We start from the raw sequence: 13,951 nt of genomic DNA, 5'->3' as shown, positions 1-13,951 counted from the left end.
GGAGTGCCCGCCCATGGACGAAGCGGACTTTGTGCCACTTTCCGCATTGCAGCATTATGCCTATTGCCCACGTCAGTGCGCGCTGATCCACCTGGAACAGATCTGGGAAGAAAACAGCCACACCGCCGAAGGCCGGCTCATGCACGAACGCGCTCACAGCGGGGAAAGCACGGCGCGCGGCCAGGTGCGTCTTGTGACGGACCTGCCGCTGCGCTCCGCCAGTCTGGGCGTCAGCGGCAAGGCAGATGTGGTGGAATTCAGGCGTTGCGGAAACATCTGGCAGCCCTATCCCGTAGAATATAAAAAAGGCTCGCCGCACGGACACGCGGAAGCCGACGCCGTGCAGGTCTGCGCACAGGCTCTCTGTCTTGAGGAAATGCTCTCAGTGGAGATCCCCGAAGCGGCGATCTTTTACGGAAGCCCTCGGCGCCGAAGCGTTATCCCTCTCACTCCGGACTTGCGCCGAAAAAGCGCGGCCATTGCTCTGGCCGTACATGAACTTTTCCGTAACGGCAAAACGCCGCTCCCGGAAGAACGGGGCCATTGCGCGGCCTGCTCCCTTCAAAATGCCTGCATGCCCGCCTGTGTGGAAAAACCCGCGCTGGCCGCGCACTATCTTGAATCCCTGTGGAGCGAGCCATGAAACGCCACCTCAACACGCTTTTTGTGACAACGCAAAACACCTGGCTGTCCAAGGACGGCGAGTGCGTCAGCCTGCGCGCGGAAGGCCGGGAACTGGGCAAAATCCCCATCCACACCATCGGGGCGCTGGTCTGCTTCGGACAGGTCACTTGCAGTTCCTTTTTGCTCGGCCATTGCGCCCGGAACGGCGTCGCCGTGTCCTGGCTCACGGAAAACGGGCGCTTCATGGCCTCAATGCACGGGCCTACCACGGGCAACGTGCTGCTGCGGCGCGAGCAGTACCGCAAAACAGACAGCACGGAGGGGGCGGTTCCTTTGGCCCGCGCCTTCATCACCGGTAAGATTGTCAATTGCCGCACGGTGTTGCGGCGAGCGGCCAGAGAACATCCCGAGAACCACGCCGACGGCGGTCTGGCCCGAGTCTGTGAAAGTCTCACATCCTGTCTGCAACGTCTGCCCCAGGCGCGGTCGCTTGAAGAAATCCGTGGCCTGGAGGGCGAGGCCGCCGGAATGTACTTCAGTGTTTTTGACCGCCTCGTCTCCGTCAAAGCGAAAGGCATACGCTTTGCCGGACGCAGCCGCCGTCCGCCGCTGGATGAGATCAATTGTCTGCTCTCCTTTTTATACACGCTGCTGGCGGCGGACCTGCGCGGGGCCATTGAAAGCGTCGGCCTTGATCCCGCGGTGGGCTTTCTGCATCGGGACAGGCCGGGCCGGCCGAGTCTCGCTCTGGATATGATGGAAGAATTCCGCCCTGTTCTGGCGGACAGACTGGCGCTGACGCTGGTCAACAGAGGTCAGATCCGGGCGAAGGATTTTGAGCAAACCGCGTCCGGAGCGGTCCTCCTGAAGGAAAAAGCCCGCAAGGAAGTGCTGGTGGCCTACCAGGAGCGCAAGCGCGAAGAGGTGCTGCATCCTTTTCTGAACGAACGCATGACCGCAGGCCTGCTCTGGCATATGCAGGCGCGCCTGCTGGCCCGGTATATCCGGGGCGAGATGGACGCCTATCCACCCTTTGTCATCAGGTGACACATGCTTGTTCTGGTGAGCTACGACGTCAATACGGAAGATGCGGCGGGGCGGCGGCGGTTGCGGCGCATCGCCCGGCATTGCGGAAATTGGGGGCAGCGCGTGCAGTTCTCTGTCTTTGAATGCGTTGTGGACCCGGCGCAGTGGAAAAGTCTGCGCGCGGCGCTGCTCAATGAGATGAATCAGGAAAAGGACAGCCTGCGCTTTTATTTCCTCGGCAGTGCGTGGCGAGGCAAGATAGAGCACCTAGGTGCAAAGCCGGGCTACGACCCAGAAGGCCCACTTATTTTCTGATGCGGGAACCTCAAGCTGACGGCTTTTCCCCGGCTGGTTCTCGATATGTATATTATCTTGAAATATAACATGAAAGTTTGTCGTTGTGCAAAAAAATGAGCGTTCCTGACAGAATGCCTCCAAGATGCCCGATATCAGGCCCGTAAATCCTTTAGCCTCGCAGGCCAACGCCTGTCACAGTCGCCTCCCGTGCGGAGGCGTGGATTGAAACTTCGTTGGAGGAGCCCTGAAACACAATCCCACCAGTCGCCTCCCGTGCGGAGGCGTGGATTGAAACTTTTCACCTTGGCTGTCAACTGTATGCGTCCGGGGCCGTCGCCTCCCGTGCGGAGGCGTGGATTGAAACTCTACGGCTCTGATGCCCATAAGAGGAAGTTGGAAGGTCGCCTCCCGTGCGGAGGCGTGGATTGAAACTGGGTATTCCCGGCACGAAAAAATACACGGACCAGGTCGCCTCCCGTGCGGAGGCGTGGATTGAAACTCGGCCTGCTGCGTAAGGGGCGTCTGCCGGAAGCGTCGCCTCCCGTGCGGAGGCGTGGATTGAAACTGCTCCTGGCGTTTGCCGGTCTGCTGTGGACGCAGGTCGCCTCCCGTGCGGAGGCGTGGATTGAAACACTAACTTGCTGAAATTTAAAAATGGCGGTGTCTCGTCGCCTCCCGTGCGGAGGCGTGGATTGAAACGCCCAAAGCCATCAGCTCGCCGGGCATGGCCATGGTCGCCTCCCGTGCGGAGGCGTGGATTGAAACTGGATGGAGGTGGAGAGCAAGTTCACCAGCCCGGTCGCCTCCCGTGCGGAGGCGTGGATTGAAACTGGAGTATTGGAGTCATCTGGAAGACAACCTGCTCGGGTCGCCTCCCGTGCGGAGGCGTGGATTGAAACCGGCTCATTTCCAAGGCAGAAGCGGAGGCGTGAGGTCGCCTCCCGTGCGGAGGCGTGGATTGAAACCAACAGAGTGACAGCTCACTCGCCACAATACCCAAGTCGCCTCCCGTGCGGAGGCGTGGATTGAAACTCCGTGGGATGGTGGGCAATATCCGATGGCAGCCGTCGCCTCCCGTGCGGAGGCGTGGATTGAAACACGCCGCATGCCCTCTACCCTCTTTGTGATAGAGCGTCGCCTCCCGTGCGGAGGCGTGGATTGAAACAATGATGCCCGCACGGGCTGCTGTGGCTACAAGTGTCGCCTCCCGTGCGGAGGCGTGGATTGAAACATGCCGGGTGAAAAACGGACTCCCATGACTGCCGAGGTCGCCTCCCGTGCGGAGGCGTGGATTGAAACACGCCGCATGCCCTCTACCCTCTTTGTGATAGAGCGTCGCCTCCCGTGCGGAGGCGTGGATTGAAACTGTTCGGCAATGCCACCGGCGCGGGCGCGTCCACGGTCGCCTCCCGTGCGGAGGCGTGGATTGAAACCCGCATGGACCGCGGTGCCCAGGCGCGCGGCGTCGTCGCCTCCCGTGCGGAGGCGTGGATTGAAACTCTGCGGCTGGATGATTTGCCCCTGCGCCCGGCGGGTCGCCTCCCGTGCGGAGGCGTGGATTGAAACGGCTTCGCTGACGGCTTCGGCAAATTCAACCTTGGGTCGCCTCCCGTGCGGAGGCGTGGATTGAAACTGTCCTGTCCCTATGGGGGCTTGCCGGGTTGGATGGTCGCCTCCCTGCGGAGGCATTGGCTGAAACAGCTTGCCGGAGACAGTGGCTCAAGCCGTGGGGGGTCCGCTCCGCCTTGAGCCCCGCTCCGCCATTTGCTATAGACAGAGCGCACCCCTTCTTTCAGGAGCCTCCCATGTCCGATTTCGTCCATCTGCATTGTCATACCGAATACAGCCTTCTGGACGGCGCCATCCGCATCAAGGATCTCTGCGCCCGCGCCAAGGATTACGGCATGCCCGCCTGCGCCATCACCGACCACGGCAATATGTTCGGCGCGGCCTATTTCTACGCGGCCTGCAAGGACTTCGGCATCAAGCCCATCTTCGGCTGCGAGGTCTATGTCTGCCACGACCACACGGACAAAACCTCGGAACTGGCGCGCCGCCGTCATCACCTGATTCTGCTGGCCCAGAACGAGCTGGGTTATCATAATCTGGTCAAGCTGGTCAGCCACGGCTTCCTGGACGGTTTTTACTACAAGCCCCGCGTGGACAAGGAGTTGCTGCGCCGCTACGCCGAGGGCCTGACCTGCCTTTCGGCCTGCATCGCGGGCGAGATTCCCCGCGCCATCCTGGCCAAGGACATGGACAAGGCCCTGAGCCTGACCAGGGAATACGCGGACATCTACCCCGGCCGCTTCTACCTGGAATTGCAGTCCAACGGCCTGGCCGAACAGGAAGTCGTCAACAACGCCCTGCTGGAGATCGCGGAAACCGCCGACCTGCCCCTGGTGGCCACCAATGACTGCCACTATCTCAACGCCGACGACGCGGACGCCCATGAGGTTCTGCTCTGCATCCAGACCCAGACCACCATGGACGACCCCAAGCGCATGCGCTTTGAAACGCACGAGCTCTATTACAAGTCCATCGAGGAGATGGAAAAGCCTTTCGCCCATGTGCCCGAAGCCCTCGCCAACACTATGCGCATCGCGGAAACCTGCAATGTGGAGCTGGATTTCGGCCACCACTACTTCCCGGTCTACCAGCTGCCCGAAGGGGCCAGCATGGAGTCCGAATTCCGCCGCCTGGCCGAAGAGGGCCTGGAAAGGCGCCTGGAAAAGCACCCGGATCGCGAAAATATTGATCCGGCGCGCTACCGCGAGCGCCTGCAATACGAGCTCGGCGTCATCCTGGAAATGGGCTTTCCCGGCTATTTCCTCATCGTGCAGGAATTCATCAACTGGGCCAAGAACCACGGCATCCCGGTGGGGCCGGGGCGCGGCTCGGCGGCCGGTTCCCTAGTGGCCTGGTCCCTGCGCATCACCAACCTGGACCCCCTGCCCTACAATCTGCTGTTTGAACGCTTTCTGAACAACGAACGTGTCTCCCTGCCCGATATCGACGTGGACTTCTGCGAACGCCGCCGTGGCGACGTGATCCGCCACATGGTGGACACCTACGGCGAGGGCTCGGTGGCCCAGATCACCACCTTCGGCACTATGAAGGCCAAGGGCGTGGTGCGCGACGTGGGCCGCGCCCTGGGCATGACCTTCGCTGAGACGGACCGCATCGCCAAGCTGGTGCCCGACGACCTCAAAATGACCATCAAGAAGGCTCTGGACCTGGAGCCGGACCTGAGGAAACTCTATGAGGAGGACCAGCAGGTCCGGCATCTGCTGGACACGGCCCGCCGCCTGGAAGGCCTGGCCCGGCACGCCTCCACCCACGCCGCCGGGCTGGTGGTCTCTGACAAGCCCATGGAGGAATACCTGCCCCTTTATCTGGGCAAACGCGGCGAACTTGTGACCCAATTTGACGGCCCCATGACCGAAAAGGCCGGGCTGGTCAAATTCGACTTTCTGGGCCTGAAGACCATGACCCTGATCCAGGACACCCTGGACAACATCAGCCTGCAGGGCCAGACCCCGCCGGATCTGGACAACCTGCCGCTCACGGACGCCGAGACCTACGAACTTTACGCGCGCGGCGACACGGACGGCGTCTTCCAGGTGGAAAGTTCGGGCATGCGCCAGTATCTGCGCATGCTCAGGCCCACCTGCTTCGAGGACGTCATCGCCATGCTGGCCCTTTACCGGCCCGGCCCGCTGGGTTCGGGTATGGTGGACGAATTCATCAAGCGCAAACACGGCCAGGTGCCGGTGGTCTATCCGCACGACTCGCTCACCGAATGCCTGCGCGATACCTACGGGGTCATCGTCTACCAGGAACAGGTCATGCAGATCGCCCAGATTATCGCCAGCTACACGCTGGGCGGGGCCGACCTGCTGCGCCGGGCCATGGGCAAGAAAAAAGCCGAAGCCATGGCCAAGGAGCGCGTAACCTTTGTGGCCGGGGCGGAAAAGAACGGCATCGCCAAGGAAAAAGCCAACGAAATCTTTGACTTGATGGAAAAATTCGCCGAGTATGGCTTCAACAAGTCGCATTCGGCGGCCTATGCCCTGATCTCCTACTTCACGGCCTATCTCAAGGTGCACTATAAGGTGGAGTTCATGGCCGCCCTGCTCACCTCGGAAATGGGCAATCAGGACAAGCTGCTCAAATACGTCTCCTGCTGCAAGGACATGGGCATCGACGTGGTCCAGCCCTCGGTAAACCAGAGCCAGCGGGAATTCACGGCCCACGGCGGTCAGGTGGTCTTCGGCCTGGGCGGCATCAAGAATGTGGGCGACGAAGCCATTCGCGAAATTGTGGAGGGCCGCAAAGAAGGTGGCGACTACATTTCCCTGCTGGATCTCTGCTGCCGGGTCAATCTGCGCAAGGTCACCAAGCGCGTGCTGGAATCCCTGATCAAGGGCGGGGCCTGCGACTGCTTCAATGTTTCCAGAGCAGGCATGCTGGCCGCCCTGGAAATTGTGGTGGCCCGCGCGCAGAAAAAGGCCAAAGACAAGAGTTCCAACCAGGTTTCCCTGCTGGCCATGGCCCCGGTGGTGGAGGCCGCGCCCCAGCCCGGCGTGGGCCTGGACTGCCCGGAAGCCACGCTGCCGGAAATGGAGGACGACCTGAAACTGCGGGCCGAAAAGGAAGCTCTGGGCTTCTTCCTCACCAGCCACCCCCTGCAGCCTTACAGCCGCGAGATCCGCCGCCTGCGTCTGACCACTCTGGAGGACGCGCGCGAGCTCTTCCCCGGCGCGGAAATCAACTGTGCCGTGCTGGTGACCAGCATCAAGGAAGTGCTCACCAAGTCCAAGGGTGAGCGCATGGCCTTTGTGGGCGTGGAGGATCTCACCGGCCACGCGGAAGTGACTTTTTTCCCGCGCTCCTATGCCGAGGCCCGGGAGCTGATCCGGGCTGAGCAGCCCCTCTGTCTGACGGCTCGCCTGGACAGCCAGGGCGACGCCGCCCAGGATGCCGATGAGGAAAATACCGAGGACGCCCCGCGCGAACTCAAGCTCCTGGGCCAGAGCGTGCGGTCCCTGGCAGAAGCCTGCGGCCAGAGCGACACGCCGGTCTGCGTGCAGATTCCGGCGCACCGCCTGGGCCGTGAGGACATGCTGGCCCTGAAAAACATTCTGGAAACCTACCCCGGCCCGGTGGAAGCCGAAGCCCTGGTCTGCCTGGACGGTTGCCAGTGCCATCTGCGCCTGGACAAGGCGCTCAAGGTGCGGCCCGGGCCGGAGCTGGACAAGGCCCTGGCCGCCTGGGCTTCATAGGCTCCGACTCTTCTGAAAGGCAACGCCTGCCCGCAGTGTGGGCAGGCGTTTTATTTTCAGCCGCTCCTGAATCCCTTCGGACGGTGTGCCGGTATGGCTCAGGGCCGATAGATGGTAAAGCCGTTTTTACCACGCTGTTTGGTATGGTACAGCGCACTGTCCGCATTCTTGTACAACGTTTCAAACTCCGTACCCGCCTCCGGCACCATGGCCACGCCGATGCTGGTGGAAATGGAGCAGGTGGTTACGCCGTCCGTAAAGTCATGGCGTAAATCCACCACCAGATCCCGGGCCTTTTTCTCCCCCCATTCCCGTGACGGCGCGGGAGCGAACACCACAAATTCATCTCCGCCGATCCTGCCGACGATGTCGGTATTCCGGAATTCGTTTTTGAGCATTTCCGCAAAACCCGCGATGACCATATCGCCGGCGGCATGCCCGCAGGTATCATTCACATTCTTGAAGTTATCGATATCAAGAATGAAAAACGCGAAGAGCTTGTCGGGATGCTGCAGAAGACCTCGCTGAATATGCTCTTGTGTGGCCACCTTGTTGTATAACCCGGTCAGGGAATCGCTCTCCATTTTTTCAACCAGATGCTGTTCATGTTCTTTTTCCTTATCCACATTCTGACGGTATACGAACATGCGCACCGAATCGTCATCATCCCAATAAAAAATACGGGCCGTAATACGCATCCAGTAATAACTCCGTCCCGCGTTATTGGAAATCATAAAATCATAGCGCAGGCATTCCCTGCCCGCCTGATAAGCCCGCAAGATATTGTCCGGGCTGAACGTATCGAGATAGCTCCGGCGATATTCGGTTTTTATATGTTTCCGGGCGATAATCCGCAGGGCTTCGTTATACGGCGTGCTCCTCGGCACGCCCAGACTTTCGAAATAGACTTCGGTAGCCTCGCTGGCTGCGCGGTTATGGGTGATGTCAATCTCATAAATATTTTCATACAGCTTTCCGGTTTCAGCCTGAAAAACCGAGCTGCGTCTTTTCTCTTGCTCCACTGCTAAGTTGACGATCCGCACATTATACTTGCGGATAATATATGTAATAACTAACAAGACAGGCACTACAACACCAAAAATAACCATAACGCCTGTAAAAAGCTGCTGCCTTGTCTGTTCCGTCAAGACAGATGCATCATTGTCGACAATTAAATACCATTCTAAATTCTGCACATATTGTACAACAAGATAGCCTTTTCGTTCCTCTTTACCATACCAAAAATATTGGTATTTTTCTTTTTCAGAGACAATCCGCTCTCGCAAGCAACTGAAGTCGCAGAAAGAAAATAAATCCGTCTGTTGATAACCTGTCTGATCCGAAGAAACTTCAATCATTCCATCTCCATTGACCAGATAGGATTTGACGCCGAATTTAGTTTCGTATTGCTTGAATATTTCCTGCAAATAATCGACACGGAAGCCGACTCCCACAACTCCGATTGTTTTTCCAGCCTGATCTGTAATCTTACAGTTAATAAAAATCACTATTTCATTATGGGCTGCTTCATCGTTGTCAATATTCAATGCGTAATCCGCAGGATTTTTTAAAAAAGAATAATACCATACGTTTTCTGGATTATCCGGCGTCAGGATCCGATTGATACCGTTAAAGTTGTAATAGCGGTTCGTTCCGGTGGACACCAGAAACACGGAATCATAATGATATTTATCTTTGTAGGCCAAAAGATAATGCTGAAGCGTTTGTATAAATATTCCTTCATCCGCCATTTGTTCTTCATCAATAAGGAAGTTCTTCAGCAGATTGTCATTGGCCATTGTCAATGAGATATTGATAGGCTTTGCAAAAATTGAATCTATCTGATGGTAGATGCCCTCTGCCGTCAGCAGGGCAATATGCTCCATATCCTGCTTAAAAATTTTTCTATTGTATTGATAATTATGAATCGATATAAGAATAAATCCTGAAAGAATTAGTATAAAAATAAGAAGATTTGTTCTTAGCAGAACATGCCTTTTCATATCCCCCCCATATCAGCAGGAGTCCCCTTTTGCGCGGACACGACGTACCGCCCCATGACCTGCCCCCCCAATATTCGCTCATATCCTTGATTCCCTATCACGTTCAGGATATTTGCGGACGATGTAAATTTTGTTTTTTACACTATAAATTTTACTCTGTGTATCACTCTCGTTCCATCGTAGGCAGGTGTATATCTTCCATAGATAGTAAAACATGGACAAAGAGGTGGCGTTATTGTGCGGGTACAGCCCGGCGACGCCATGTGCCCCCGCGTACATGGCTTTTACTTTCCCTTGAATGACGCCATGTCCACCTGCATTATGACACAGGCAGTGAACAGTGCCCTGTATTTCCTTTTTGACGGAATATGGCAGATGCCATTTGCGCTGCTGTCAGCGCCTGAAGCGGAAAAGAGTGGAGAAAACCGGAAGGATGGCGATGTCTGGCGGGGATTCGGGAAAATATATGCCGGTCACTTGCCAAAGGCGCTTGGGAGACAAAAATATGCGGCTCAACGATAAATCAGTGACAGGCTATATTTCATAATTGCAATCATTATACACCATATTTCAGATAATATCGCTATAATTCATGCACTCCTGGATCGCCACCACAACGACATGTGGACATACCGGAAACCGGTCTATTCCATCGGCGGCGAATACGGGAATGAACCCGGAAAACGCATGACCGCGTTTCTCTACAGTCTCCCGAGTCTGGCGGATTTTCTCACCGTGACTCGAGGTCAGACACACAGAGGTTCAACGCAGAGATAAGCGAGAAGGCACTCCTGACGACACCCCCCAGTCAACGCCACGGCCACGTGACACGTTTCCAGCGCAAAGGCTTTCCTTCTTCTTTGACAGCCAGGCAGGCGATGTCCTCCAGCGCGGCAAGTCCTCCCATGTGTACGGCGGCTTTACCGTCGCGGGTGACCGGGGCGGAGGCCAGCGCGTAACGCGCCGTGACCGCAGCCGGGGAAGGCGACGCCGTATCGCCGAGGGGAGACAGTACGCGCAGGCCGCCCTGCACCAGAGCGGCGACCGTGGGCCGGTGCGCCACGGCGGCGATATGGACGGTCCCGGCCGGAAGGTTTTCCAGGTAGACGACATTACATATTACAAGGGCGCTCACATTTTTCATCCCCGCCACCGCTATCGGCCTTGCCTCGCCCCAGGGCACCCTGTCGCGCCAGCCTGTGCCGTACAGGTCAATCTCCCGAATATCGTAGCCAAGGAAAAAATATTTGTCCGTTTCGGGATACGCATAAGCACGGACAGTATCCGTCCCGGACGCCCTGGCCAGCTCCCTTTCCTGTAGAGCGGGCCGGGCCAGAACAAAGACGCGCGCCTCTGCCAGAACACTGGCCAAAAGCATGACGCAAAAAACGGCATAACACGCCTTTGCCGCGCCTCCCTTGAATTCTCCGGATGTGAGAAAAGCAAAACAACAAAGGGCGGCGTAAAAAAATGTGGCCGACATTGCCCGATACGGAGTGGAGGGGCTGAGGACGAATGCGGCCAGGCTGACCTGTGCCATTACAAAAAAGGCCGCTCCGGGCAGATATGCTGACGGGTTCCGCTCCCCCCGGTAATACAACAGACAGGCCACAACAAGGGCTGTCAGAATGTAGGGCAGCATTTCCAGTTGCTGTGAGCCCCAGAAGATCAGAAAACGATGGAAAGATTCCAGCGAAAAGACAGGTATCTTTTCCGCGCCGCCTATCTGCGCCAGCCGCACGGCATTGCCGGGGGCGGCCATCATCAGAGTCCAGCCCGCTACCGCCCCCGCGATACCGGCCGCCGCCCACAGCGGAAGCCGCCGTGTCGTGTGAAAGCGGCAGACCGCGACGCCCGAGGCTACCAGAATCGAGAGCATACCCACATTTTCGTTGCTGCATCCAGCCAAAAATCCGGCCAGCGCATACGCCGGGCCGCCGGAAAGACGGTAGTCCTTTTTTTCGGCCCAGAAGCGATAAGGCACCAGAAACGCCGTGGCAAAGGCCAGACTGTACCCATAGTCGGCTGTGCCCGTACGCCAGAAATACACAGTCCCGAATGCGGGCAGGGCAAACCATACCAGCCCCGCCAGCACCACCGGATGCCAGGCGCGGATTTTCTCGCGCCACCCCACCCCCAGACTCAGCAGCACTCCGGAAAAAACAAGGCCCGTGAAAATGACGGACGTCAGCAGCGGATGCAGCCAGGCGGGCCCGTGCAACAGCACACGCGCCATAAAGTGCCCTGCGAATTTCCCGCTCCAGCTCCTGTACTCCTGAACCTGTGCCGCGAACATGGCTCCCGGGCCGCCGTCACCCGCCCCATAATTGAAATCATCATAGACCCAGGGCGTCATGGCGCAAAAAAAAGCCATCACCGCCGTGATACCTATGGCGGCCCCCAACACAGGGACATATCCAGACTTCACAGGAGCCTCCTCATTGCATCCGCACCATTGCCCTCAAGGCCTGGGCAGGCCAATTTATATATGAAACTTTTAATGTGTCAATGTGTTTCATAAAGTTTCATGGCAATCTGCGGCAATGAAAGAACTGCTGGCGGCATTGGGGGATCTTGTAGCGCTGGAGCGCCTGAACAGGGACAAGCTGGCCGAAAAGATCGGACTGAGCCGCCCCAACATGATTTCGGCCTTCAGCGGACGCCGGGCTATGCCGGACACGGCCCTCCCCAGATTGCGGGCCGCCCTGTCCCTGGATGAGCGCTATCGCCTTGATCCGGCGCGGATCCATTGCCTGCAGGCACGTGCCGGGCATTACGACGCAGCTTCCATCACGGCGGTGGCCAACCGTTTCGCAACGCTTCCACTGCGCATTCGCTGGCTGGTGCGCGGCGTGGGGGAACTGGGATATGAGGGCCTGGCCCTGATATGGGAAGACGCCGCCCAGGCCCTGCTTCTGCTTCGCAATGACGATGCCGTGCTTGTGGAGGCAATGCTGTCTGCCCAGGAAGGGCCGGCGCCCGAGGAGAGAGAAATTTCCCTGAAGGATTTTTCCAGAATCACACAGGGAGAAATTTCTCCCCACGCGGCAAGGGAACTTCTGGGCAGGCGGACTGAAGTGTGGACATGGGCGCGGGTGCGCGACCATGCGGAACAGCGCGGCCTCTCGCCCCGGGATGTGGTGGAGGCCATTGCGGCATGGAGGCGGACGAGCCGCTAGCCGAGACTTCCTTTTGACAAAAAATGGCCACTTGATATGTTATAAGCCTAACGCGCGCTGTGCAAACCATCCTGTGGAAAAAGCATGTCCTTTACATCCTGGCTGCAACGCATGTTCAGCCCTCCCTCCACCGGCGATCCCGATCTGGAGGATGAAATTTCCGGCTTTGAATGGAACCAGAACGTCCGCATCGTTCTGGCGATTCTTGTTGTCTTTATTTCGGCCCTGGTGGTCTGGTGGATTGTCTCATGACGGCACGGCATTGCTGGCGCCTTACGGTGCGCGACGAATTTTCCGCAGGGCATGCCCTGCGCCACTATCAGGGCAAGTGCGAACGCCTGCACGGTCACAACTTCGGCGTGGAGCTCTGTGTGGAGGGCCGCGATCTTACGCCGGGCACCGAACTGCTGCTTGATTTCAAGGTTCTGAAAACCGCGCTCAAGGATGCGCTGCGCGAGCTGGACCACTGCGTGCTCAACGACACGCCGCCCTTTGACCGCATCAACCCCTCCTCGGAAAATCTTTCCCGCCACATCTGGCGGAACGTGGCCGCCCGTCTGGCCGAAAGCCCGGACCCGCAGGCCCGCGCCGTGCGTCTGGTCAGCGTGAGCGTATCGGAAAAGGGCAGCCAGAGCGCCACATATCTGGAGTGGGCCGAGGGTGACCCTCCGGTCCGCTGATGCCATGCCCCAGGCCCTCTGCCTCCTGCACGCCAACTGCCAGGGCGACGCCCTGCGCCCCCTGCTGGAAACAGCCCCGGCGTTCGCCCGGCATTTCCACATCCGGCAATATCTAAACTACACCCGCCAAAGCATCGCCGAAGCGGATCTGGAACAATGCGCGCTCTTTCTGTATCAGCGTCTGGCCCCGCGCTGGGGCGCGCTGTCCACGGAGCAGATGCTGCCGCGCCTGCCCGCCGCCTGCCCGCGTATTGAAATTCCCAACCTTTTTTTCAAGGGCTACTGGCCGTTCTGGACCAATGCGGCACAGGGCATCGACTTTGCCGACAGCCTGCTGGAACGCTTGCTGTCTCAGGGCCTTGCGCCCGAAGAAGCCCTGAACCTCTATCTGCGCGGCGATCCGGCCCTGTTGGGCGATGTGGTCGCCGTGGCCGAAGCATCCCTGGCGCGGGAGGAAGGCAAGGAGGCGGATGCTCTTATTCGTTGCGCCCCCCTCGTGCGTGAACGCTGGCGTGAGGAACAGCTCTTCATCACCGTCAACCATCCGGGCAGAAGCCTGCTTTTTCATGTGGCGGACAGTCTGTTGCGCCTGCTGGGCCTGGGCGGCCTGCCGGAAGAAACACGCCGCGCCTACATCCATCCGCAGGAAGATTTCTGGCTGCCCATTCACCCCGCGCTGGGACCGTTGCTGGGCCTGCCCTTTGCCCACCGCGACCGGCGATACCCGGCCTTCGCCGCCCGGCTTACCCATCGGGAATACACTTCCTGCTATCTGGCCTGCCGCCGCCACGGGGTGGACGACCTGCTGACCCTGCTGCGCAACCTGCCGCCCGGCGGCGCCAAGCGGACGGCCTAAG

General features: G+C 58.6%; 11 protein-coding genes and 1 CRISPR repeat array. Of the genes, 9 read left to right on the top strand and 2 right to left on the bottom strand.

Features of this window, described 5'->3' with window-relative positions; all coding sequences use genetic code 11:
* Positions 1-13 precede the first annotated feature (13 nt).
* The 4 genes from cas4 (at position 14) to dnaE (ending at position 7,232) form a co-directional block, all read left to right on the top strand.
* Entirely contained in the window at positions 14-643 is a 630-nt protein-coding gene (cas4, locus tag HMPREF0326_RS14585; RefSeq protein WP_008686028.1) for a CRISPR-associated protein Cas4, read from the top strand.
* Complete coding sequence (gene cas1c, locus HMPREF0326_RS14580; protein WP_008686029.1) at positions 640-1,671, top strand: type I-C CRISPR-associated endonuclease Cas1c; 1,032 nt, start codon at positions 640-642, stop codon at positions 1,669-1,671. Before cas4 ends, cas1c begins: the two co-directional genes overlap by 4 nt.
* 3 nt (positions 1,672-1,674) lie before the next feature.
* Positions 1,675-1,965: a CRISPR-associated endonuclease Cas2 gene (gene cas2, locus HMPREF0326_RS14575; RefSeq protein ID WP_008686030.1), complete on the top strand. Its 291-nt coding sequence runs from the start codon at positions 1,675-1,677 to the stop codon at positions 1,963-1,965.
* Between the two features lie 179 nt (positions 1,966-2,144).
* A CRISPR array of direct repeats spans positions 2,145-3,580; the repeat unit is 32 nt; unit sequence GTCGCCTCCCGTGCGGAGGCGTGGATTGAAAC.
* Positions 3,581-3,752: 172 nt separating this feature from the next.
* Positions 3,753-7,232 (top strand): DNA polymerase III subunit alpha, encoded by a 3,480-nt coding sequence (dnaE, locus tag HMPREF0326_RS14570; RefSeq protein WP_008686032.1) that lies wholly within the window; start codon positions 3,753-3,755, stop codon positions 7,230-7,232.
* A gap of 98 nt (positions 7,233-7,330) precedes the next feature.
* Here the strand turns inward: dnaE and HMPREF0326_RS14565 are convergent, their stop codons facing one another.
* Positions 7,331-9,118, bottom strand: coding sequence for a sensor domain-containing diguanylate cyclase (locus HMPREF0326_RS14565; RefSeq protein WP_020990708.1), 1,788 nt, complete (start codon positions 9,116-9,118; stop codon positions 7,331-7,333).
* 423 nt (positions 9,119-9,541) lie between these two features.
* On the opposite strand from HMPREF0326_RS14565, the gene HMPREF0326_RS14560 reads away from it, so the two are divergent.
* Positions 9,542-9,757, top strand: a complete 216-nt coding sequence (locus HMPREF0326_RS14560; protein ID WP_232221623.1) for a hypothetical protein — start codon at positions 9,542-9,544, stop codon at positions 9,755-9,757.
* A gap of 286 nt (positions 9,758-10,043) precedes the next feature.
* On the opposite strand, the gene HMPREF0326_RS14555 is transcribed toward HMPREF0326_RS14560, so the two are convergent.
* The gene (locus tag HMPREF0326_RS14555) at positions 10,044-11,663 is read right to left on the bottom strand and encodes a DUF6056 family protein (RefSeq protein ID WP_008686036.1); all 1,620 of its coding nucleotides are present in this window, start codon (positions 11,661-11,663) and stop codon (positions 10,044-10,046) included.
* 115 nt (positions 11,664-11,778) lie between these two features.
* On the opposite strand from HMPREF0326_RS14555, the gene HMPREF0326_RS14550 reads away from it, so the two are divergent.
* From HMPREF0326_RS14550 to HMPREF0326_RS14540, 4 genes are all read left to right on the top strand, one after another.
* Positions 11,779-12,414, top strand: coding sequence for a hypothetical protein (locus tag HMPREF0326_RS14550; RefSeq protein ID WP_009303824.1), 636 nt, complete (start codon positions 11,779-11,781; stop codon positions 12,412-12,414).
* 84 nt (positions 12,415-12,498) lie between these two features.
* The gene (locus HMPREF0326_RS17275) at positions 12,499-12,666 is read left to right on the top strand and encodes a hypothetical protein (protein ID WP_008686038.1); all 168 of its coding nucleotides are present in this window, start codon (positions 12,499-12,501) and stop codon (positions 12,664-12,666) included.
* On the top strand, positions 12,663-13,094 hold the full coding sequence (locus HMPREF0326_RS14545) for a 6-pyruvoyl trahydropterin synthase family protein (protein WP_009303825.1): 432 nt from the start codon (positions 12,663-12,665) through the stop codon (positions 13,092-13,094). Before HMPREF0326_RS17275 ends, HMPREF0326_RS14545 begins: the two co-directional genes overlap by 4 nt.
* The gene (locus tag HMPREF0326_RS14540; RefSeq protein WP_020990707.1) at positions 13,075-13,950 is read left to right on the top strand and encodes a WcbI family polysaccharide biosynthesis putative acetyltransferase; all 876 of its coding nucleotides are present in this window, start codon (positions 13,075-13,077) and stop codon (positions 13,948-13,950) included. Before HMPREF0326_RS14545 ends, HMPREF0326_RS14540 begins: the two co-directional genes overlap by 20 nt.
* Position 13,951 lies beyond the last annotated feature (1 nt).

Origin of the sequence: Desulfovibrio sp. 3_1_syn3, assembly GCF_000145315.2 — a bacterium.
Classification (GTDB): domain Bacteria; phylum Desulfobacterota; class Desulfovibrionia; order Desulfovibrionales; family Desulfovibrionaceae; genus Desulfovibrio; species Desulfovibrio fairfieldensis.
Note: the sequence above shows the minus strand (reverse complement) of the source record. Positions and strands in the feature narration are given on the sequence as shown.